Genomic DNA, 20686 nt, shown 5'->3' on the forward strand with positions numbered 1-20686 from the left:
CATGAGCACCACCATTGAAAAACAACACGCCGTTTCGATCATCGTCAATCACGACAAATGCATCGCCGACAAGGGCTGCCGCATCTGCATCGACGTCTGCCCGACCGATATCCTGATCCTCGACGCCGGCGACGGCAAGGTCAAGATGGCCTACGACGAGTGCTGGTATTGCCTGCCTTGCGAGCACGATTGCCCGACCAAGGCGATCAAGGTCGAAATCCCCTATCTGTTGCGCTGAGGCGAAGATGAGCACCATCGATCTCGACCCCGAAGTCGAAGCCGTCTTGCCGTTGCTCAATGATCCCGATCCGGCTGTGCGCCGGGTCGGCCTGTTGCAGATCGCCGATTTTGCCGACGAGTCGCCGCAACTGTTCGTGGCGGCGACCGGCGATGTCGATGCCGGCGTCCGTCTGGACGCCGCCCGGGCGCTGGAAGGCAATGCCGATCCGGCGGCAGTCCGGGCGCTGGCCGGATTGTTGACAGACGCCGATCAGGAAGTCGTCGCTGCCGCCGCCGAATCGCTCGGCGAAATCCTCGATCCGGCCGCCGGGCCGGTGCTGATCGACTTGCTCGGCCAGGCCGTCGGCGAGGCGAGGGCCGCCTTGCTTGCCGCCCTGCGCAAATTGCGCCAGCCCGGCGCGTTGGCGCAGGCTCTGGCTTTATCCGAAGACGCCTCGAGCAATGTCCGCCGCGAAGCGGTCGGCGTGCTGGCTTATTTGAAAGACCCGGCAGCCCTGCCGGCCCTGGAGCGGCGTGTTGAAAACGACGGCGATCCGGAAGTCCGTCGCATCGCCGTCGGTGCCCTGTCGTTTGCCGGCGATGCTGCGGTGCTGCCCGTCCTCGGGCGGGCACTGCGGGACAGCGACTGGCAGGTCCGTCAGGAGGCGGCCGTGACGCTCGGCAAGCTGCTTCGGCCGGAGTCCGTCGCCATGCTGATTGCGGCGCTCGACGACCCGGCCTGGGAGGTCAGGCTGAAAGCGGCCAACGTCCTCGGCAAGCTGAAAGCCACCACCGCGCTGCCGGCGCTGATTGGCGCGCTGGCGCATCCGGTCAGCAACCTGCGCAAGGAGGCTGCCGGCGCGCTGGGGGCGATTGGCGACCGGGCGGCAATTCCGGCCCTGCAAAAAACCGCAACTGAAGACCGCGATATCGATGTGAGCAAAACGGCCCGCCGGGCTCTGGAAGCGCTTCAGTCATAAATCCCCGATGACGCGCCCGCCAGCCTTTCCCCTAGCCGAATTTCGACAGCAATCGGGGAACTCGGCCGAGGGCTGGCTGCAACGGCTCGGCAACACCTTGCAGCAGCGGCAGGATGTGATCCGGTGCATCCAGTGGGTGTTTGTCGGCGCCTATTATTTTCTGCTCGTCGTCCCGGCTGTCCTGCCGCAGCCGACCGGTCGCGCCGAGGTTTTTTCCTCTCTGGCCGGGTGGGCCGAAATCATTTTTTGGGGTGTCTGGTGGCCGGGCGTCATTCTCGGCACGATGCTGTTCGGGCAATTCTGGTGCGGCGTTTTCTGTCCGGACGGCGCGTTGAGCGAGTTGGTCAGCCGGCATGGTCGAGGCGGCAAGATCCCCGCCTGGGTTCGCTGGGGCGGCTGGCCTCTGCTCGGCTTTTCGCTGATCGTGACTTACGAGCATCTGGTCAACGCCTATCAGGCGCCGCGGGCCATTCTCCTGTCGCTCGGCGGGGCCTCCCTGCTGGCCCTGCTTTGCGGCTATTTCCTGGGGCGCGGCAAACGGGTCTGGTGTCGCTATCTATGCCCGGTGAGCAGCATCTTTTCGCTACTGGCCCGTTGCGCAATCTTTCACTTCAAGGTCGACCGGCAAGCGTGGGATGCCGCGCCCAAACCCTTGCCGCGCACCGTCGATTGTCCGCCGCTGCTCGATGTCCGGCGCCTGCGCAGCAACGAAAAGTGCAGCATGTGTGGCCGCTGCAGCGGGCATCGCAACGCCGTCGTGCTGTCTTGTCGGGCGCCAGGCCGAGAAGTCATCAGCCTTGATCCGGCCGATATTCGTCTGGCTGATGCATTTGCCATTTGCGCGGTATTGATTGGCCTTTGCTACGGCTTGGCGCACGGCAGCGATGGCCTGGTTGCCGGTATCTTGCAGCCGGCCGGGTGGTTCGGTAATGGCCTTGCTCTTCTTGGCAGCTTGCTGACCGCCTTGCTGATTGGCGGCACCGTTGCCTTGATGCTCTGGGTGTCCGGCGGGCGGCGCGCCATCGTTGCCTGCCATCTGGCCTATAGCCTGATTCCGCTAGCCGGTTGCGGGGTGTTTCTCGGTGCCTTGGAGCATGCCTTCCTGTTGCTCAAGGAGGCTGATTTTTCAATTGCTTTCTGGGCCGAGGGGATCCGTCTATGCGTCGTCCTCGGGGGGGCGGTATGGTCCTGGTTATTGGGCAAGCTGATCCTGCAGCGCTGGTATTCGCACAAGGCCAGCTGGTACCGGGTTGCCCATGGCTCGCTGTTGCTGTTTCTCTCGATGCTCTATCAATTCACTCCTTGATCTTGGCGACAGTCGTCATTGCTTGCTCCCGAAGGAATGGCCGGTAGATGCGATATACCGGCCACCGAACAGGATCGTTTCCGGGCCGTCTTACTCAGGCGGCGGCCAGCGTCGGGTAATCGGTGAGGCCGTGCGCGCCGCCACCAAACAGCGTTGCGCGGTCGGGCGCGGCGAGCGGCGCGCCATGACGCAGCCTTTCGGTCAGGTCGGGGTTGGCGACGAAGGGGCGGCCGAAGGCGATCAGGTCGGCCCAGCCTTCGCTTAGTGCGGCGCGGGCCCGTTCGGCGGTGTATTTGCCGGCGTAGATCAACGTCCCGGGGAAGGCTGCACGCAGTTGCCGCTTGAATTCGACCGGCATGTGCGGCGCGTCGTCCCAGTCGGCTTCGGCGATGTGGATGTAGGCCACGCCGATTTCGCCGAGCAGTCGGGCGGCGGCCAGGTAGGTGCTTTCCGGGTCGGCATCGACGCAGCCGTTGAGCGTGGTCAATGGCGCGAGACGAATCCCGACGCGGCTCTTGTCGCCGGTCCCTTCAACCAGCGCGCCGGCCACTTCGCCGAGGAAGCGCAGGCGGTTTTCCAGCGAACCGCCGTATTCATCGGTCCGCGCGTTGGCATTGGAGTCGATGAACTGGTTGACCAGATAGCCGTTTGCCGCGTGCAGCTCGACGCCGTCGAAACCGGCTTCGAGCGCCTGGCGCGCCGCCTGGCGAAACTGGCCGATGATTTCCTGGATTTCCGCGACCGACAGCGCCCGTGGCTGCGAGGCCTGGACGAAGGCCGGTTGGCCATCCGCTTCGGCGATGAAGACATTGACACCGGCCGCCTGGATCGCCGACGAAGAAACCGGTGATTGGCCGTCGAGCAGGCTGCAGTGGCTCAGCCGGCCGACGTGCCAGAGCTGGGCAAAAATCCGCCCGCCGGCGGCGTGCACCGCGTCGGTCACCTGGCGCCAGCCGGCGATCTGGGCCGGCGTGTGGATGCCCGGCGTCCAGGCGTAGCCCTTGCCGAGCGGCGAAATCCAGGTGCCCTCGCTGACGATCAGGCCGGCACTGGCGCGCTGTGCGTAATACTCGGCCATCAGCGCGGTCGGCACGTCGCCCGGCTGGGCGGCGCGCGAGCGGGTCATCGGCGGCATCACGATACGATTGGGCAGGGCCAGGCGGCCGAGCGTCAGCGGTTGAAACAACGGGTCGTCAGACATGGCAGATCTCCGAAACTGGCGCAGCGGCGCCGGTGGAATGAAAAAGGGGTAACAGGTGTTCGGTGAATTGAGGCAACGGTTCGCTCAGTCCCATTCCGGGGCCAGGCCCTTGGGGTCGATTTCGCGGCCGTTGCGCTCAAGGGCGGCAATCTTCGCCAGATCGCCGGCGTCGAGCTGCAGATCGCGGGCGAGCAGGTTGCTGGCCAGGTTTTGACGCTTGGTGGACGACGGGATCACCGCGTAGCCGAGTTGCAGCGCCCAGGCCAGCGCAACCTGCGCCGGGGTGGCCTGGTGCTTGGCGGCAATTGCGTGGAGCACCGGATCCTCGAGCACCTTGCCATAGGCCAGGGTCATGTACGAGGTAACGGCGATGCCCTGTTCCTTGAGAAAGGCCGCCAGTTTGCGGTTTTGCAGGTAAGGGCTGAGCTCGATCTGGTTGGTGGCGATGGCATCCCTGCCGACCACCGCGATGGCCTGCCGGGTCAATTCGATATTGAAGTTGGAAATGCCGATTTGGCGGGTCAGGCCGAGCGCCTTGGCTTCGGCCAGCGCGGCCATGTACTCGGGCAGTCCGACCGGGCCGCCCGGCGCCGGCCAGTGGATCAGGGTCAGATCGACGTAGTCGGTACGCAGCTTGTGCAGGCTGTCGCGCAGGCTCGGCAGCAGCTTGTCTTTGGCGTAGTTGTCCCGCCAGATCTTGGTGGTGATGAACAGTTGATCGCGCGCCACGCTGCTCTCGGCAATGGCCTGGCCGACCTCGGCTTCGTTGCCGTAGATCTGGGCGGTATCGACGGCGCGATAGCCGAGATCGAGCGCGTTGCGTACCGAGTCGATGACGGTCTGGCCAGTCAGGCGGAAGGTGCCGACGCCGAAGGATGGAATGTTCATGGGATGACTCCTGTAAAAGTAAGGAAGAGAAATCGGGCGATCAGGCTTCGGCCGGCCGCAGTACGGGCACGCCGCCGTCGTCCAGGCGTCCGCTCAGCACCGTCAGGCCGAAGGCGCCGAGCGTCACCAGCGCGGCGATCCACGACGTATGCCCCAGGCCAAGATGACCGACGACCAGCGAACCGACCCAGGAACCGCCCGCCACGCCGATGTTGAAGGCGGCGATGTTGAACCCCGCGGCGACATCGACAGCGTCCGGCGCGACCTTTTCGGCTTGCTGCACCACGTACACCTGCAGGGCCGGCACGTTGCCAAAGGCCACCGCACCCCAGGCTAACACGGTCAGCACGACCAGCCACTGGTGCGGCGCGGTGAAGGTCAGCACCAGCAGCACGGCGGCGAGCAGCAGGAAGATGGTCTTCAGGGCGGCGACCGCACCCAGGCGGTCGGCCAGGCGGCCGCCCCAGACGTTGCCGATGGCGACCGAAACGCCGTAGGCGAGCAGCACCACGCCGACCATCTCCGGCGTGAAGCCGGCGATATCCTGCAGGATGGGCGCCAGGAAGGTGAAGGCGATCAGCGAACCGCCGTAGCCCACCGCGGTCATCGCATAGACCAACAGCAGGCGCGGTTGCAGCAGTACGCGCATTTGCCGCAGCAGCGGGGCCGGCGGCGTATGGGCGATCGACTTCGGGACGAAGGCCCAGGCACCGAGCAAGGCCAGCAGCCCGAAGGCCGATACGGCGAGGAAGGTGGCCGGCCAGCCGAAGCGCTGGCCGATGAAGGTGCCGAGCGGAATGCTGGTGACGAAGGCCACGGTCATGCCGCTGAACATCGTGGCGATGGCGCTCGCCGCCTTTTCCCGCGGCACCAGGCCGGTCGCGATGATCGAGCCGACCGAGAAAAAGACGCCGTGCGCCAGCCCGGTCAGCACGCGCGCCGTGATCAAGGTGCCGTAGCCGGGCGCCTGCCAGGCGATCAGGTTGCCCACGGTGAACAGCGCCATCAGGCCGAGCAGCAACGGTTTGCGCGGCACCTTGCCGGTCAGCGCGGTGAGCAGCGGCGCACTGACGGCGACGCTCAGCGCATACAGGCTGACCAGCAGGCCGGCCGAGGGCAGGGTGATGCCGAGGTCGGCGGCGATGGTCGGGATCAAGCCGACGATGACGAACTCGGTGGTGCCGATGGCGAAGGCGGCCAGAGTCAAGGCAAGTAGTGCGGGGGGCATGGTGGCGCTCCAGGGGCTAAGGAATGAAGCGCAGTGTGCCGGCTTTACTTTTGTCGATAAAGCCGCGTATAAACAAAATATTATTGATTAAAAATCAAATATGAAAACCACCCTCGATGAAATGCAGGCCTTCGTCGCCGTTGTCGACCAGGGATCGATCACCGCCGGTGCGGAAGAGGTCGGGCTGACCGTCTCGGCGACCAGCCGCACCCTGGGCCGGCTGGAAGAAAAGCTGCAGACCACGCTGCTGCGGCGCACCACGCGGCGCCTGGAACTGACCGAGGAGGGGGCGGTCTTCCTGGAAAATGCCCGGGCCATCCTCGCCTCCGTGGACGCCGCCGAGGAACAGTTGGCGGCGCGCCGGATGCACCCGGTCGGGCGCCTGCGGGTCGATGCCGCCACGCCGTTCATGCTGCATGTGATCGTTCCGCTGCTCGCCGGGTTTTACGCCCGTTACCCGCAAGTCGAGCTGGAGTTGAACTCCAACGAAGGCTTTACCGACTTGCTCGAAAAGCGCACCGACGTCGCATTCCGCATCGGCGCGCTGAAGGATTCGACGCTGCATGCCCGCCCGGTCGGCAGCAGCCGTTTGCGCCTGCTCGCCAGCCCGGCTTACCTGCAACGGCACGGCGCCCCGACGACGCCGGCCGAACTGGCCGGGCATGTGCTGCTCGGCTTCAACCAGCCCGATTCGCTGAACGACTGGCCGCTGCGCAACGACGACGGCACTACCCTGCGCATCAAGCCGACGATTGCCTCATCGAGCGGCGAGACGCTCCGGCAGATCGCCCTGGCCGGCCTCGGCATCGTCTGCCTGTCGGACTTCATGACGCGCCACGATCAAAAAGACGGGCAATTGCTGCCCCTGTTCGCCGGGCAGGCCCTTGACGTGCGCCAGCCGATCAACGCCGTTTACTATCGCAATACGGCGCTCGCTTCGCGTATCACCTGTTTTGTCGATCACGTGATCGACGCACTGGGCAAAGATCCGTTCGACGTTTGAGGCCGTTCGCCGGGTCGGCCGATCAGGTCGGCGGGGCATCGGGCAGCGCCGAGACCAGCACCTTGTCGACCCGGTTGCCATCCATGTCCATCACCTCGAAGCGCCAGCCTTCGGCGCTGAAGTGATCGGCCGGCGATGGAATGCGGCCCAGGGTGTGCATGATGAAACCGCCCAGCGTGTGAAAGCCGCGCTCGTCTTCGCCCGGCAGATCGTCGTCGATGTCGAGGACGGATTTCAGGCGCTCGACGCCGACGTCGCCATCGACCAGCCAGGAACCATCCTCGCGCTGCACCATGTCGCGATCCTCCGGCGCTTCGGGCACCGACAGCTCGCCGACGATCGACGCGAGAACGTCGGTCAGCGTGACCAGGCCTTGCACGTCGCCGTACTCATCGACGATCAAGGCGAACTGCAGGCGGGCGCCGCGGAAATTTTCCAGCAGTTGCGTGGTGGTGACCGTTTCCGGCACGTATAGCGGCGGATGCAGGACCGATTCGATGTCGTCCGTCGTGATGCAGTGGCCGGGTAGGGCTTTCTTCAGCAGATCGCCGGTTTGCAGGATGCCGAGGATGTTGTCCAGGCCGTCGCGGCAGACCACCAGCCGGGAGTATGCGGTGCCGACGATGCGTTGGCGGACGGTTTCCGCGTCTTCGTCGAGGTCGATCACGAACATCTCGCGACGCGGCGTCATGATCGCGGCGATCCGCTGTTCGTCGAGGCGCAGCACGTTGGAAACCAGTTCCTGCTCGCTCTCGTGAAAGACCCCGGCCTCGGCGCCCTGTTCCATCAGCACGTTGATTTCGTCGTTGGTGACCGGCTGCTCTTCCTTCGGGCGGGTGCCGAGGATGCGCAGGATGGCGGTACAGGAACCGGAGAGGATCACCACCAGCGGATGGGTAAGCCGGGCCAGCATGATCATCGGTCGGGCGATCAGCGAGGCGATGCCTTCCGGGGCGAGCATCGCCAGGCGTTTCGGCACCAGTTCGCCGACCACCACGGAAACGTAGGTCAGACCGACCACGGTGATCGTCAAGGCGATGGTTCTGGCGTAGGGCGCGAGAATCGGCAGACCGGCCAACCAAGCGGTCAGGGGATCGGCCACCGCCGCTTCGCCGATGGCGCCGCTGAGGATGCCGACCGAGGTGATGCCGACTTGGATGGTCGAAAAGAAACTGGCGGGTTCCTGGTGCAGGGTGAGCGCCGCCTGGGCGCCCAAACTGCCGTCATCGGCCAGATTCTGCAGTCTGGACTTGCGGGACGAAACGACGGCGATCTCGGACATGGCAAATATGCCGTTTACGAGAATGAGGAGAAAAATCAGCGCTAGATCCATGCGGGAAGTCGCCCGTTACCGGACAGGTATGCGACTTCGGTGTTGAGATGGTCTGGATTGTAGCAGGCCGATAATGCCAATCCGGCAGGGTGGCATCTGCCGCGATCCGCCGATCGATCGGCAGGGCTGCGCGCTATCTCTCTTTCGTTGGGCCGAGGCGCGGTGCGGAGCGAAAAAAATGCCCGAAACGGGCTGGCCGTGCCGGGCAAAGTACTGGGAGCATTCGTTTCAGGGGGGACGAATACTTGTCGTCATCGTCTCTCATTTCCCGATTTCGCTCTGTCTGATAGCGCACACAAGGGCAGGATTGCGCGGTCGATCGGCTCGGCCGCTGGCCGGCTCTGCGCACCAGCACCGTCCGGTCGCCACCGGCACGCCTGGTCCTGGTCCGCGCCTTTTCGGCCCGTAGAAACGCCTCCTCCGGCGACTTTTTCGGGCCGCCGCTCGGCAAATGCCCGGGCCGCCGCCTTTCAGATCAGCGATGTCGCGAGGCCGGCCGAGCGGGCGGCCGGGGCATCGAGCAGCAAACAGGCATGGCTGCTTGTCGCGCGGGCGATGGGCAGTTGCTCGCCTTGCTGCCAAACGGCCACGGCCGCCGCTTTTTCGCTACCGCTGACCAGGACCAGCTGCCGGCGGCTGGCGCGCAGGGTGTGAAAGTTGAGGCTGACGCGCTCGGCCGGCGGTTTCGGCGCTTCGTGCACGGCAATCACTGGCGCGTCGTCGTCTGCGGTGCCGGGAAACAGGCCGGCGGTATGGCCGTCTTCGCCCATGCCGAGCAGCACCAGATCGAACGGCTGGCGGTCGCCGATCAGCCGGGCATAGATCGCTGCCGCCGCAGCGCCCCCTCGTTCGGCCGGAATCGGGTGAATCTGCCCGGGCGGGATCGGCACTTCGGCCAGCCAGGCGCGTTGGGCCTGGCCGGAGTTTCTCTGCGGATGGTCGGCCGGCAGGCAGCGTTCGTCGCCCCAGTAAATTTCCCAGGCGGCCCACTGCTGCCGGGTCGTGGCCAGCCGTCGATAGGTCCGGTTGGGCGTGTTGCCGCCGGCCAGCACCAGGCGAAAGACGCCGCGCTGCTGGATGGCCTCCTGCGCCGCGTCGCCGATCAGCCGGCAGGCCGTGCTGGCCAGCGCTTCGGGATCGGCGAGGATGCGGGTGTCGACCGGCAGCATCACGCTTCGCCGTCGGCCTTGCCGTTGCAGCCGAGGTCTTGCCGCCATTCCTGGTCGGCCCGGCCGAAGATCTGCCCGGCCGCCTTCGGCCCCCAGCTGCCCACCGGGTATTGCAGCGGCGGCTGCTCGTCCTCCTCCCAGGCGCGCATCACCGGATCGACGACATTCCAGGCCGCCTTGACTTCGTCGTAGCGCAGGAACAGCGAGCGGTTGCCTTCGATGACATCGAGCAGCAAATCCTCGTAGGCGTCGGCCTTGCGCTCGCCGGGGTTGCCGACGGTGGCGTCCATGACGATCTGGCGGGTACGTGTTTCGGCGCCCGGCACCTTGGCGGAAATTTCGATCTGCACGACATCGTCCGGCTGAATGCCGATCAGCAACCAGTTGGGATGGACGCTGGCCGCGCCGGTGCCTTGAAAGAGCTGCATCGGCGGCTCGCGGAAACGGACGGCGACCATCGAACGGCGCTCTTTCAGGCACTTGCCGGTGCGCAGGTAGAAGGGCACGTCGCGCCAGCGCCAGTTGTCGATATGGAGCTTGAGCGCCGCGTAGGTTTCGGTATGGCTGCCCGGGGTGATGCCGGCTTCCTGGTGGTAGCCGGCGTACTGGGCGCGCACCGCGTGGCTGGCCAGTTGCGTCACGTCCACCGGGCGGATCGAGCGCAGCACCTTGACCTTTTCATCGCGCAGCGACTCGGCTTCGAGCGAAACCGGCGGTTCCATGGCGAGCAGGGCGAGCACCTGCAGCAGGTGGCTCTGGATCATGTCGCGCGTCGCCCCGCCGTGCCGGTCGTAATAGCTGGCGCGTCCGTCGACGCCGACGGTTTCGGCATGGGTGATTTGCACGTGGTCGATGTAATGGCGGTTCCACAGCGGTTCCAGGATCATGTTGGCGAAGCGCAGGACCAGCAGGTTCTGCACCGACTCCTTGCCGACGTAATGATCGATCCGGTAAATCTGCTCTTCGCCGAGATGCGTATTCAGTTCGTGCTGAAGGTCGCGGGCCGATTGCAGGTCGTGGCCGAAGGGCTTTTCGACGACCACCCGGCGCCAGCCGTTGTCTTCGGCGAGCAGGCCGGCCGTGGCCAGCCCGACGGTCACCGGGACATACAGCTCGGGGCTGACCGAGAGGTAGAAGATGACGTTGCGGGCGCATTCGCCGCTCCCCACCCAGCCGGCCAGCGTCTGGTAGAAGGCGGCATCCTGCAGGCTACCGGGCAGATAGTCGAGGCGCATGATGAACTCGTCCAGGCAGTTCGGCGCAACGCTGGCGGTCGTCGCCAGCAACTGCCGCACGGCATCGCGCCAGCCGGCGCGGTCATGCGGCGTCCGGCCGCAGCCGAGGATCTTGACGTCGGGTGCCAGGTAGCCGAGGCAGTGCAGCTGGTAGAGCGCCGGCAGCAATTTGACCGTCGCCAGATTGCCGGTCGCCCCGAAAATCACGTAGGCGTGCGACTCGGTGGTGCAGCTCATGGCAGCTTCTCCTCGCCGCCGTCGCCCTGCCAGCGGGTATGGAAGTTTTCCGAGCCGTCACGGTCGGTGCGCTGATAGGCGTGGGCGCCGAAGAGGTCGCGCTGCGCCTGCAGGATGTTGGCCGAGCCGTTGGCGCAGCGGTAGCCGTCGTAGAAGGCGAGGGCCGAGGCGAGGGCCGGGGCGGCGACGCCGCTGCCGACGGCAAGCATCACGGCCTGCCGCCAGCCGGCTTCGACGGCCTTGATCTCGGCGACGAAAAACGGGTCCTGCAGCAGGCTGGGCGGCACCGGCTGGCGCGCGAAGCTGGTCTTGATGTCGGCGAGAAAGCGGCTGCGGATGATGCAGCCGGCGCGCCAGAGTTGCGCGATGTCGCCATAGGGCAGCACCCAGCCCTCGCCTTCGGCAGCGGCCTGGAGCAGCATAAAGCCCTGGGTGTAGGAGACCAGCTTGGCCGCATACAGCGCGTCGTGCAGCGCCGCCAGGCTGGCGGCGCGAACCGTTTCCGGGAGCCGCGCCGGGGGGCTGCCGAGCAGGGCCGCGGCGGCGACCCGTTCGGCCTTGCGGGCCGACAGCATGCGGGCCTGCACGGCCTCGCCGATCAGGGTCAGCGGCACGGCGCGGTCGAGGGCGTCCTGCGCCGTCCAGACACCGGTGCCTTTCTGCCCGGCCCGGTCGAGGATATGGTCGACCAGCGGGCTGCCGTCGCTATCGCGCTGGCGCAGGATGTGGCTGGTGATTTCGATCAGGTAGGATTCGAGGCGGCCGGCGTTCCACTCGGCAAACGTCTCGGCCATCGCCGCATGGCTCATACCGAGGGCGTGTTGCATCAGGTGGCAGACCTCGGCGATCAGCTGCATATCGCCGTATTCGATGCCGTTATGGACCATCTTGACGTAATGGCCGGCGCCGCCGTCGCCCAGCCACTGGCAGCAGGGCTCGCCATCGACCGTTGCGGCAATCGCCTGAAGCATCGGGCGGATGGTCGGCCAGGCCGCCGCCGCGCCGCCCGGCATCAGTGACGGACCGTGGCGGGCACCGGCCTCGCCGCCGGAAACGCCCAGGCCGACGAAATGAATGCCTTTGCCGGCCAGCTCGCTGCACCGGCGCTGGCTGTCGCGGTAATTGGAGTTGCCGCCGTCGATCACGATGTCGCCCGGTTCGAGCAGCGGCTGCAGTTGTCCGATCACCGCCTCGACCGCCGGCCCGGCGGTGACCATCAGCAGGATGATGCGCGGCCTGGCCAGTTGGCTGACCAGTTGCTGCGGGCTGTCGGCCGCGGCGATCGCCCGTCCGGTGCCGTGGGCGGCGACGAATTCGCTGGTGACGGTCGCCGTGCGGTTGTAAACGCCGAGCCGGAAGCCCTTATCGCTGAGATTGAGCGCCAGGTTTGCACCCATTACGCCCAGGCCGATGACGCCAATATCTGCTCTGCTCATGCCTGTCTCCGCCATTGAAGGCCGGCTTTGCAACCGGGAATGCTGATTGTGGCCGGTTCAGCCGCCGTCGGTGAATGGAGCGGGGTGGCGCCCAAACGCCGCCCGGGACTGTTGGAAACCCCTTGGCCGGCGGGGTTCCAAATTTGCGGAACGGCGTGGCCGCGGCAAACCGGGGGGCGGTGTTTCAGTAGCGCTCGGGGTTGTTCGGGCGCCGGTCCTGACGATCCGGCACGCCATCGCGGTCGTAGTCGCGATCCCGATCGCCACGGTGCGACGGGCCATCCCGGTCGCCACGGCGCTCGCCGTCGCGGTAGGGGCCATCATAGACAACGCAGCCGGTGAGCAGCGTGGCGACGGCGATCAGTAGTACGGCAAGTTTTTTCATGGCATGTCCTCGGCGGTAAAAGCAATGGAACGAAATCTCCCGTGACCAGGTAGTGGGGCGGGTAGCGCACCGGTACTTGGCGCGGATTTCCACGATGCGCCGCGCTTGATTTCCGTTCCGTTCGCTGGCGCACACAGATCGCCGTTTTCTCAATGTGCGCTGGCGCACAGCGGCCGAGCGCGGGGGCAGGCATCCTTGGCTGAATTGAACAAGGAGCCAGCGAACATGGGCGAGATAAAAATTCTGGGCATCGTCGGCAGTCTGCGCAAGAACTCGTACAACCGCTTCGCCCTCAAGGCCGCGCATGAGCTGCTGCCGGAGGGCGCCATGCTCGGCTTGGTCGAACTGCATGGCATTCCGATTTATGACCAGAGCACCGAACTGACGCCGCCGCCGGCCGTCGTCGAGTTCCGCCGGCGCATCCGGTCGGCCGACGCCATCCTGTTCGCCACCCCCGAATACAACTACTCGGTGCCCGGGTGTCTGAAGAACGCCATCGACTGGGCGTCGCGGCCCTACGGCGAAAGCGCCTGGGCGGGCAAGCCGGCGGCCGTGATGGGCGTTTCGATCGGCAGTCTGGGAACGGCGCGGGCGCAATACCATCTGCGACAAATCCTCGTCGCGCTGAACATGCCGACCGTCAATCAGCCGGAAGTGATGATCGGCAATGCCGAACGGCGCTTTACCGAAGATGGCAAGCTGACCGATGAGCCGACCCGGAAACAGATCCAGAAGCTCCTGCTGGCGCTGACTGCGCTGGTCAAAAGCGGTCGTGCCGACTGAGCTTTAACGGGGAGGAACGATCCATGGCAAAAGAAGAAACCACGCCGCGCCGCCAGCCGGTCATGCGCGGGGCTCAGGAAGCCGGCTGTTGCTGCTGGCGGCCGATCATTCCCCCGGCAATTGATACAGCACCGGACAACCCCAGCAGCGCCACCGATCCGCTCGCTACGCCTGTTGCCGCTGGCGAGGCGCCGGCCCGGTCCGGGGATCGGCACTGACGCGCCGCCCGCCCCGGACTTTCGCGGCTGACGGCCGGGGGCTGAAGCCCGCGCAATCCGGGGCAGCGGCGGGCGTTGGCCAATGAGAAAACGCTTGCGCGCTTCGCCGTGGGCGAAGATTTTCCAGCGCAGCCTGGCGACGGCTACCCGTAGTGCCACCAAATCCGGTGTGCGGGTGCTCAAGCAGGCGCTCAAGCATACCGTCGTCGCCAAGAGCAAGCCGCCCACCGGGGATGGCAGCTGGAGTCTCGGCCTGGCGCTGGGTGCCAGCGGGGCACGCCGTTTCCGCCTCTATCGGCCGCCCGGCGTCAAGTTTGGCGAGCGGTTGCCGCTGATCGTCATGCTGCATGGCTGCGGGCAGGATGCCAATGCCTTTGCGACGAGCACGCGGATGAACGGCCTTGCCCGGCGCGAGCGATTTCTCGTCCTCTACCCGGAACAGGATCGTCTGGCCAACGGCCAGGGCTGCTGGAACTGGTTCGACACGACATCCGGTCGGGCCTATGGCGAAGCGGCGCTGATCATGCAGGCCATCGACCAGGTCTGCCTGCTCCATCCGGTCGACAGTACGCGCGTCGCAATCGCCGGGTTGTCGGCGGGGGCCAGCATGGCCGCCTTGCTGGTCACCCGGCATCCCGATCGCTTCAAGGCGGTGGTCATGCACTCGGGCATTCCGCCGGGGACCGCCCATTCGCCGCTGTCGGCGCTGGGGGCGATGCACGGCCACCGGGCGACGCGGCCGCTCGCCGCCACCCCGTTGACCATGGCGATTTCCTGGCCGCCGCTGCTGGTCATCCACGGCGATGCCGATGCGGTGGTCTCGCCGCACAACGGCCTGGCCGCGGTGCACGCTTGGGCCGCCGCGGCTGGCGCGCGGAGCGGTGAAGCGCGCACGGTGCAGCGCGGTCAGCGCTACCCGATGGTGGTGACCGACTACAAGCGCCAGGGCCGATTGGTCGCCACGCTGGTCGTCGTCAGCCGACTGGGCCATGCCTGGAGCGGCGGCGCCGCCAGTCAACCGTACAGCGACGGGATGGGGCCGGATGCCTCGCGCATGGTCTGGGTCTTCGCGGCACGGCAATTCGCCGCTTGAAGCTCGGCCGTCGGCGACAGGCCGGCGCCGCTCGCTTGGCCGAGCGCCACTTGCCCGGCTCTGTGGCCTGTCGAACAGACCATCCGACGAGGGGCGGCTAGTCTCGATCAACGGTGAGCCGTGCACGGCACGCCGTCCGAACGATTCCCGATTACCTCGACCGGAGACACTGATGAACTATGAAGAACGCGATCTGTACGGCATCTACAGGGCGACTACGGACAATGCTTTCGGGCCGGATACCAGTCATGGCCCCGGGCCGTATCTGATGGGCGCCAACACGCTCGTCGGCAACGATGTATACAACAAGGCCGGCGAGGATCTCGGCGAAATCAAGGAGATCATGCTCGATATGCGCGGCAACGGCCAGGTGAGCTATGCCGTGTTGTCGTTCGGCGGTTTCATGGGCGTCGGCGAGAAGTTTTTCGCCGTGCCGTGGCAGGCGCTGACGCTCGATACCGAGAACAAGCGCTTCATCCTCGACGTGACCAAGGAGCAACTAGACAGCGCGCCCGGCTTCGACAAGAACAAGTGGCCGGATATGGCCGACCCGACCTGGGCAGCCGGTATTCATGCCTATTACCGGACGACGCCGGGCCAAACGCCGGCCATCCTCTGAGCATGAAGAAAAATCCACTGCGGGCGCTCAAGGCGCTCGGTCAGCACATCTGGCTCGACGATCTGGCTCCGGTCCAGCTCCGGGACGGCAGCTTGCAGCGGCTGATCGACGCGGACGGTATCGACGGGGTGACCACCATCCCCGCGACCTGGCACAACGCCGTGGCCGGCAGTCCGCAGCATGCCGACGACCTGCAACGGCTGCGCGCCTCCGCTCTCGATCCAGAAGAGCGCTACGAATCGCTGGTCATGCCCGACATCCAGGCGGCCTGCGACTTGCTCCGGCCCGCCTACATCGCCAGTTCCGGCGAGACCGGTTATCTCAGCCTGGACGTGTCGCCGGCGCTGGCACACGACGCGGCGGCAATCGAGGCGGCGGCGTTGCGCCTGCACCGGGCGGTCGCCCGCGACAACCTGCTTATCAAGGTGCCGGCCAGCGCGGCGGGAATCCGTGCTTTTGAACGGTTGACCGCCGCCGGCATCCGGGTGAACGTCAGCCTGATCTTTTCGTTCGCCCACTACGAAGCGGTGGCGCAAGCCTATGTGCGCGGGGCGCAGCGCTGGCTGGCCGATGGCGGGAATGGCGGGCAGTTGCGCTCGGTGGCGAGCGTCTTTTTGAGCGACCTCGATACGCTGGTCGATCAGCGTCTGGAGATCATCGCGACACCGCTTGCCCGTGTGCTCCGGGGATGGACCGGGATTTCCCTGGCCAAGCGCTGCTATCACCGCTATCTCGAGCTGTTTCACGGCCCGGATTTCGTTGCCCTTGGCGAGGCCGGCGTGCGGCCGCAAACGCTGCTCTGGGCCAGTACCGGCAACCAGAATCCGGAATACGACGAGTTGCTTTACGTCGAGGCGCTGATCGGTCCGGAAACCATCAATGCGCTGCCGGAGCCAACGCTGTCGGCTTTCCGGCTGCGCGGCGATGCCCTCGACCTGCTGGCCGATGGCATCGAAAAGGCGCACTACCACATTGTCGCGCTGTCGGTTCAGGGCATCGACCTCAACGAGGTCGGCGAAACCTTGCAGCATGACGCCATACAGTGCTTCGCCGAGGCCTACGCGAAGATTCTCGGCAGCGTCTAGCGCGAGCGGCGTCACTTGCCCCGCGTCAGCCCCATGACCAGCGAGACGATAAAGAGCAGGATGAAAATGAAGAACAGGATCTTGGCGATTTCGACGGCCCCGGCGGCAATGCCGGTAAAGCCGAACAGCGCGGCGATCAGCGCAACGATGAAGAATATGACGGCGTAACGCAACATGGCATTTCCTTTGGTAATCGCCCCTGTGTTGCTGGTTCAGGGGGGGCGGCAGACCGCCACCAGACTGGCTGGCGATCTGCCGGGTTAGATCCGGCCGAGCAGAACCAGGACCAGCAGGATGACCAGGACCAGCCCAAGCCCGCCGCTCGGGCCGTAACCCCAGCCGCGACTGTGCGGCCAGCTGGGAATGGCGCCGACCAGCAGCAGAACCACCACGATCAGCAGAATTGTTCCTAATGACATTTGCTCTCTCCTTGTTCCGGGTTGTATGCCGACCTTGCGGCCGACAGCGTTTCTCGCTTGTAAACAAGGCTACGCAGCCTGGCGGCTGCGTCTGTTCGCCAGCACACAGACATGCGCCGGGGTGAGGTCGAGGATGCGGAGCAGGGCAAGGCCGCATGCCGAATGCCTTGGTACCTACGGCAATTGCCACCCGGAAACGCACAGGAGATACCCATGACCATCGAAACCATCACCCCGCAAGGGACTATCGAAGGCAGCAAACAAGCCCTCGTCAATGACCTCAAACGCGTCGTCGGCGATGCCGAAGACTTGCTCAACAATGTTGCCGGGGCGACCGCCGACGAATTCACGCTCGCCCGCAGCAAACTCGAAGCCCGGCTGGACCAGGCGAAATCCCGCTTGCTGGATGCGCGCACGGCGGTCAGCGAGAGCGCCAGATGTACGGTCGATGCTACCGATCGCTATGTCCGGGAGAATCCGTGGACAGTGCTCGGCATTGCCGCCGCTGCCGGGATCGTCATCGGTGCCCTGGTCAGCCGGCGCTGAATGCTTGTCCTATGTACGAGAGCGCACAGAGCAAGCCCGGGGATCCACATAACCTAGCTGCTGCATCCTGTGTTTACTTCACATGTGACAAGGGGTGCTCGATCGGCCATCCGGCCCGTCGGAGCCCAGGTAAAAGGAGTTGGACATGAATTGGGATATCGTTGAAGGGAACTGGAAACAGTTCAAGGGCAAGGTCAAAACGCAGTGGGGCAAGCTCACCGATGACCATCTCGACGTGATTGCCGGCAAGCGCGACCAACTGGCCGGCAAGCTGCAGGAAAGCTACGGCATCACCAAGGACGAAGCCGAAAAGCAGATCAAGAGCTTTGAAGATGCCAACAAGGATTTTCGCCCCTAGTCCTGCCTGATCAGAGCACGCTGGGTGCGGCACAGCGCACCCAGCCCGCCGACAGGTCGAGGCCGGCTGCTGCGAAAGGACACCCCCTGAAGGAGTAAAGAATGGCCAGTATTGGTTATCACGAGCCGGAAAACAGGCTCTCCGCTAAAACGCGCGACATGCATCGGGCAATCGTCTCCCTGATGGAGGAACTGGAAGCCGTCGATTGGTACAACCAGCGCTGCGATGCCTGCGACGATGCGGAATTGAAGGCCATCCTCGAACACAATCGGGACGAGGAAAAGGAACACGCAGCGATGTTGCTGGCGTGGATCCAGCGCCAGGACCCGACGTTTTCCCGGCAATTCAGGACGTTTCTGTTTAGCGACAAACCGATTACCGACAAACCCGATCCCGTCTCTTCATGACTAGTCCGGCCGTGAGCATTCCGCCGACCAGCGTTCTGCTGGTCGAGGACGATCCGGACGATGCCAGACTGATCAGGGAGGCACTGGCCGGTTCGGTTGGCCGTAGCTATCAGGTCGAATGCGTGACGCTGCTTTCCGCCGCACTCGCTCGGCTCGGCCAGGGGACAATCGACGTTGTCCTGCTTGACCTGACCTTGCCGGATGGCCAGGGCATCGCGGTCTTCGATCAGGTCTTCAAGGCGGCACCGCGCGCCCTGATTCTGGTGCTGAGTGGCGCCAGCGACGAAGAACTGGCGCACCAGGCGGTTCAGCTCGGGGCTCACGACTATTTCACCAAGGGCCATGTCGACGCCCACTGGCTGCCGCATGCGCTGCGCTACATCATGGAACGCAAGGCGAGCCGCGATGCCTTGCTCGATAGCGAGGAGCGTTTTCGCGCCATGAGCGACGCCTCGCCGCTCGGCATTTTCGTTTCCGATGCGCAGGGCGATTGCGTCTACACCAATGCGGCGTATCACAAGATATCCGGGTTGGACTTCGAGCAGGCCCTCGGCACCAAATGGAGCACGGCGATTCACGCGGCCGACCGGCAGCGCATCGTCGCCGAGTGGCGCGATGCGGTGCGTGGCCAGGAGCCGTATCAGACCGAAGTGCGCTTCATGCGGGGCGACGGGAGTATCGTCTGGACACGTCTGAATGCGGCGCCCATGCACGATGGCTCGACCTTGCGCGGTCGGGTACAGATAGTTGAAGACATTACTGAGCGCAAGGCGACCGAACAGGAATTGCAACAGGCAACCGAAGCCCTGTTCGAGGAAAAGGAACGGGCCCAGGTGACGCTCAACTCGATCGGCGACGCGGTGCTGTCGACCAATCTGGCGGGCAATGTGACTTACCTCAACCGCATCGCCGAGGCGATGACCGGCTGGTCGGCCGACGATGCGCAGGGCAAGCCGCTGGCCGAAGTATTCCGGATCATCGACGGGGCGACCCGCGAAACGATGGCCAATCCGGCACAACTGGCCATCGCCGAAAACCGGATCGTCGGACTGGAGATGAACAGCGTATTGATCCGGCGCGACGGTTACGAGTCACCGATCGAGGACTCTTCAGCACCGATCCACAACCGGGACGGCCGGGTCAGCGGTGCCGTCATTGTCTTTCACGATGTCAGCGAATCGCGCGCCATGGCCTTGAAGATGTCGCATCTGGCCCAGCATGACTTCCTCACCGGCCTGCCCAATCGTCTGCTGCTCACCGAGCGCTTTCGCCAGGCCATTGCCCGGGCCCAGCGCCACCACAAGCAGGTCGCGCTGCTCTATCTCGACCTCGATTACTTCAAGAATATCAACGATTCGCTGGGCCACGAGATCGGCGACCGCCTGCTTAAATCGATAGCCGAGCGCCTGGTCGACTGCGTGCGGACGACCGATACGGTCTGTCGCCAGGGCGGTGACGAGTTCGTGATCCTGCTGGCGGAAATCGAGAACCAGCAGGATGCCGCCCAGGTCGCGGAAAAGCTGCTGGCCGCGCTGGTTGTGCCGCACAGCATCGACGAGCATCAACTCCATATCACCTTGAGCATCGGCATCAGCATCTTTCCCGATGACGGGATCGGGGCCGACGCGGTGATGCAGAACGCCGATACGGCGATGTATTTCGCCAAGGCCAAAGGCCGCAACAATTTCCAGTTCTTCACCGCCGACATGAATACCCGCGCTGTCCAGCGCCTTTTCGTCGAAAGCAGTCTGCGTCGGGCTTTGCTCCAGGGCGAGTTTGAACTGCATTACCAGCCGAAGATCAATATCGCTTCCGGCCAGATCACCGGTGCCGAAGCGCTGATTCGCTGGCAGGATCCGGAACTCGGCATTGTCTATCCGGGACAGTTCGTGCGGATCGCCGAAGAGTGCGGCCTGATTGTGCCGATCGGCCGCTGGGTGCTGCGCGAAGCCTGCCGTCAGGTGCAGGCCTGGCTCGATGGCGGACTACGCGCCGTGCCGGTAGCCGTCAATATTTCGGCGATCGAGTTCAGGCACGTCGATTTCATCGAAGAGCTGGCCCTGATCCTTGATGAGACCGGCCTGGCGCCGCGCTATCTCGAACTGGAGCTGACCGAAAGTATCCTGATGCATGAGGCGGAGGCTTCGGCCTCGGTTCTTGAGCAACTCAAGGCGATGGGCGTGCAACTGGCGATCGACGACTTCGGAACCGGCTATTCGAGCCTGAGTTATCTCAATCGTTTTCCCATCGATACGCTGAAGATCGACCAGTCCTTCGTCCGCGATGTCCCGGGCAATGCCGACGATGCCGCGATTGTCAGCGCGGTCATCGGTATGGGCAAAAATCTCAAGCAGCGGGTGGTCGCCGAAGGCATCGAAACCGCCGAGCAACTGGCCTTTCTGCAAAGTCAGCTGTGTGACGAGGGGCAGGGGTTCTTATTCAGCTACCCGCTGCCGGCCGGGGATTTCTCCCGCTTGCTGGGAAGCGGGCCGAGGATGCCGGCGCCGCTGGTTTGACTCTCCGGATCACCGGCGTTGG

Annotated in this window: 23 protein-coding genes; 13 read left to right on the forward strand and 10 right to left on the reverse strand. The window is 64.9% G+C overall.

Going from position 1 to position 20686, the window contains the following annotated elements; all coding sequences use genetic code 11:
* Position 1: 1 nt before the first annotated feature.
* Genes KI611_RS07845 through KI611_RS07855 form a run of 3 tightly spaced genes read left to right on the forward strand, consistent with a single transcriptional unit; the run spans position 2 to position 2505 of the window.
* Positions 2 to 238 (forward strand): ferredoxin family protein, encoded by a 237-nt coding sequence (locus tag KI611_RS07845; protein WP_226419264.1) that lies wholly within the window; start codon positions 2 to 4, stop codon positions 236 to 238.
* A gap of 7 nt (positions 239 to 245) precedes the next feature.
* Positions 246 to 1199 carry a HEAT repeat domain-containing protein gene (locus KI611_RS07850; RefSeq protein WP_226419265.1) on the forward strand — a complete coding sequence of 318 codons (954 nt, stop codon included), beginning with the start codon at positions 246 to 248 and terminating at the stop codon, positions 1197 to 1199.
* 7 nt (positions 1200 to 1206) lie between these two features.
* Positions 1207 to 2505: a 4Fe-4S binding protein gene (locus KI611_RS07855; protein WP_226419266.1), complete on the forward strand. Its 1299-nt coding sequence runs from the start codon at positions 1207 to 1209 to the stop codon at positions 2503 to 2505.
* Positions 2506 to 2599: 94 nt separating this feature from the next.
* Here KI611_RS07855 and KI611_RS07860 read toward each other — a convergent pair whose 3' ends face one another.
* From KI611_RS07860 to KI611_RS07870, 3 genes are all read right to left on the reverse strand, one after another.
* Positions 2600 to 3706, reverse strand: a complete 1107-nt coding sequence (locus KI611_RS07860) for an alkene reductase (protein ID WP_226419267.1) — start codon at positions 3704 to 3706, stop codon at positions 2600 to 2602.
* Positions 3707 to 3790: 84 nt separating this feature from the next.
* A complete protein-coding gene (gene dkgB / locus KI611_RS07865; RefSeq protein WP_226419268.1) occupies positions 3791 to 4594 on the reverse strand; it encodes a 2,5-didehydrogluconate reductase DkgB in 804 nt (267 codons plus the stop codon).
* Between the two features lie 40 nt (positions 4595 to 4634).
* A complete protein-coding gene (locus KI611_RS07870) occupies positions 4635 to 5822 on the reverse strand; it encodes an MFS transporter (RefSeq protein ID WP_226419269.1) in 1188 nt (395 codons plus the stop codon).
* Positions 5823 to 5922: 100 nt separating this feature from the next.
* On the opposite strand from KI611_RS07870, the gene KI611_RS07875 reads away from it, so the two are divergent.
* Positions 5923 to 6825: a LysR family transcriptional regulator gene (locus tag KI611_RS07875; protein ID WP_226419270.1), complete on the forward strand. Its 903-nt coding sequence runs from the start codon at positions 5923 to 5925 to the stop codon at positions 6823 to 6825.
* Positions 6826 to 6847: 22 nt separating this feature from the next.
* Here the strand turns inward: KI611_RS07875 and KI611_RS07880 are convergent, their stop codons facing one another.
* The 5 genes from KI611_RS07880 to KI611_RS07900 all read right to left on the reverse strand — a co-directional run bounded on the left by KI611_RS07880 (position 6848) and on the right by KI611_RS07900 (position 12620).
* Complete coding sequence (locus tag KI611_RS07880) at positions 6848 to 8158, reverse strand: hemolysin family protein (protein WP_226419271.1); 1311 nt, start codon at positions 8156 to 8158, stop codon at positions 6848 to 6850.
* A 470-nt stretch (positions 8159 to 8628) separates the two neighbouring features.
* A complete protein-coding gene (gene pgl / locus KI611_RS07885; protein ID WP_226419272.1) occupies positions 8629 to 9327 on the reverse strand; it encodes a 6-phosphogluconolactonase in 699 nt (232 codons plus the stop codon).
* Positions 9327 to 10799, reverse strand: a complete 1473-nt coding sequence (gene zwf / locus KI611_RS07890; RefSeq protein WP_226419273.1) for a glucose-6-phosphate dehydrogenase — start codon at positions 10797 to 10799, stop codon at positions 9327 to 9329. The genes pgl and zwf overlap by 1 nt, the downstream gene beginning before the upstream one ends.
* Positions 10796 to 12235 carry a decarboxylating NADP(+)-dependent phosphogluconate dehydrogenase gene (gene gnd, locus KI611_RS07895; RefSeq protein WP_226419274.1) on the reverse strand — a complete coding sequence of 480 codons (1440 nt, stop codon included), beginning with the start codon at positions 12233 to 12235 and terminating at the stop codon, positions 10796 to 10798. The genes zwf and gnd overlap by 4 nt, the downstream gene beginning before the upstream one ends.
* 184 nt (positions 12236 to 12419) lie before the next feature.
* Positions 12420 to 12620 carry a hypothetical protein gene (locus tag KI611_RS07900; RefSeq protein WP_226419275.1) on the reverse strand — a complete coding sequence of 67 codons (201 nt, stop codon included), beginning with the start codon at positions 12618 to 12620 and terminating at the stop codon, positions 12420 to 12422.
* 225 nt (positions 12621 to 12845) lie between these two features.
* On the opposite strand from KI611_RS07900, the gene KI611_RS07905 reads away from it, so the two are divergent.
* The 5 genes from KI611_RS07905 (at position 12846) to tal (ending at position 16418) form a co-directional block, all read left to right on the forward strand.
* A complete protein-coding gene (locus tag KI611_RS07905; protein WP_226419276.1) occupies positions 12846 to 13403 on the forward strand; it encodes an NADPH-dependent FMN reductase in 558 nt (185 codons plus the stop codon).
* A 23-nt stretch (positions 13404 to 13426) separates the two neighbouring features.
* Positions 13427 to 13621 (forward strand): hypothetical protein, encoded by a 195-nt coding sequence (locus KI611_RS07910; RefSeq protein WP_226419277.1) that lies wholly within the window; start codon positions 13427 to 13429, stop codon positions 13619 to 13621.
* Positions 13622 to 13703: 82 nt separating this feature from the next.
* Positions 13704 to 14714 carry an alpha/beta hydrolase family esterase gene (locus KI611_RS07915; RefSeq protein WP_226419278.1) on the forward strand — a complete coding sequence of 337 codons (1011 nt, stop codon included), beginning with the start codon at positions 13704 to 13706 and terminating at the stop codon, positions 14712 to 14714.
* Positions 14715 to 14886: 172 nt separating this feature from the next.
* Positions 14887 to 15333, forward strand: a complete 447-nt coding sequence (locus KI611_RS07920) for a PRC-barrel domain-containing protein (protein ID WP_226419279.1) — start codon at positions 14887 to 14889, stop codon at positions 15331 to 15333.
* A gap of 2 nt (positions 15334 to 15335) precedes the next feature.
* On the forward strand, positions 15336 to 16418 hold the full coding sequence (gene tal, locus KI611_RS07925; RefSeq protein WP_226419280.1) for a transaldolase: 1083 nt from the start codon (positions 15336 to 15338) through the stop codon (positions 16416 to 16418).
* 11 nt (positions 16419 to 16429) lie between these two features.
* Here tal and KI611_RS07930 read toward each other — a convergent pair whose 3' ends face one another.
* Both KI611_RS07930 and KI611_RS07935 read right to left on the reverse strand, forming a co-directional pair.
* Positions 16430 to 16594, reverse strand: coding sequence for a DUF1328 domain-containing protein (locus KI611_RS07930; RefSeq protein ID WP_226419281.1), 165 nt, complete (start codon positions 16592 to 16594; stop codon positions 16430 to 16432).
* An 84-nt stretch (positions 16595 to 16678) separates the two neighbouring features.
* Positions 16679 to 16837 (reverse strand): DUF3309 family protein, encoded by a 159-nt coding sequence (locus KI611_RS07935; protein ID WP_226419282.1) that lies wholly within the window; start codon positions 16835 to 16837, stop codon positions 16679 to 16681.
* Between the two features lie 213 nt (positions 16838 to 17050).
* Between KI611_RS07935 and KI611_RS07940 the strand changes: the two genes are divergently transcribed.
* The 4 genes from KI611_RS07940 to KI611_RS07955 all read left to right on the forward strand — a co-directional run bounded on the left by KI611_RS07940 (position 17051) and on the right by KI611_RS07955 (position 20664).
* Complete coding sequence (locus KI611_RS07940) at positions 17051 to 17383, forward strand: DUF883 family protein (protein WP_226419283.1); 333 nt, start codon at positions 17051 to 17053, stop codon at positions 17381 to 17383.
* A gap of 145 nt (positions 17384 to 17528) precedes the next feature.
* A complete protein-coding gene (locus KI611_RS07945) occupies positions 17529 to 17741 on the forward strand; it encodes a CsbD family protein (RefSeq protein ID WP_226419284.1) in 213 nt (70 codons plus the stop codon).
* Positions 17742 to 17842: 101 nt separating this feature from the next.
* The gene (locus KI611_RS07950) at positions 17843 to 18148 is read left to right on the forward strand and encodes a ferritin-like domain-containing protein (RefSeq protein WP_226419285.1); all 306 of its coding nucleotides are present in this window, start codon (positions 17843 to 17845) and stop codon (positions 18146 to 18148) included.
* The gene (locus KI611_RS07955; protein ID WP_226419286.1) at positions 18145 to 20664 is read left to right on the forward strand and encodes an EAL domain-containing protein; all 2520 of its coding nucleotides are present in this window, start codon (positions 18145 to 18147) and stop codon (positions 20662 to 20664) included. Before KI611_RS07950 ends, KI611_RS07955 begins: the two co-directional genes overlap by 4 nt.
* The last annotated feature ends 22 nt before the right edge of the window (positions 20665 to 20686 follow it).

The sequence above is a fragment of the Dechloromonas denitrificans genome (genome assembly GCF_020510685.1).
GTDB lineage: Bacteria > Pseudomonadota > Gammaproteobacteria > Burkholderiales > Rhodocyclaceae > Azonexus > Azonexus denitrificans_A.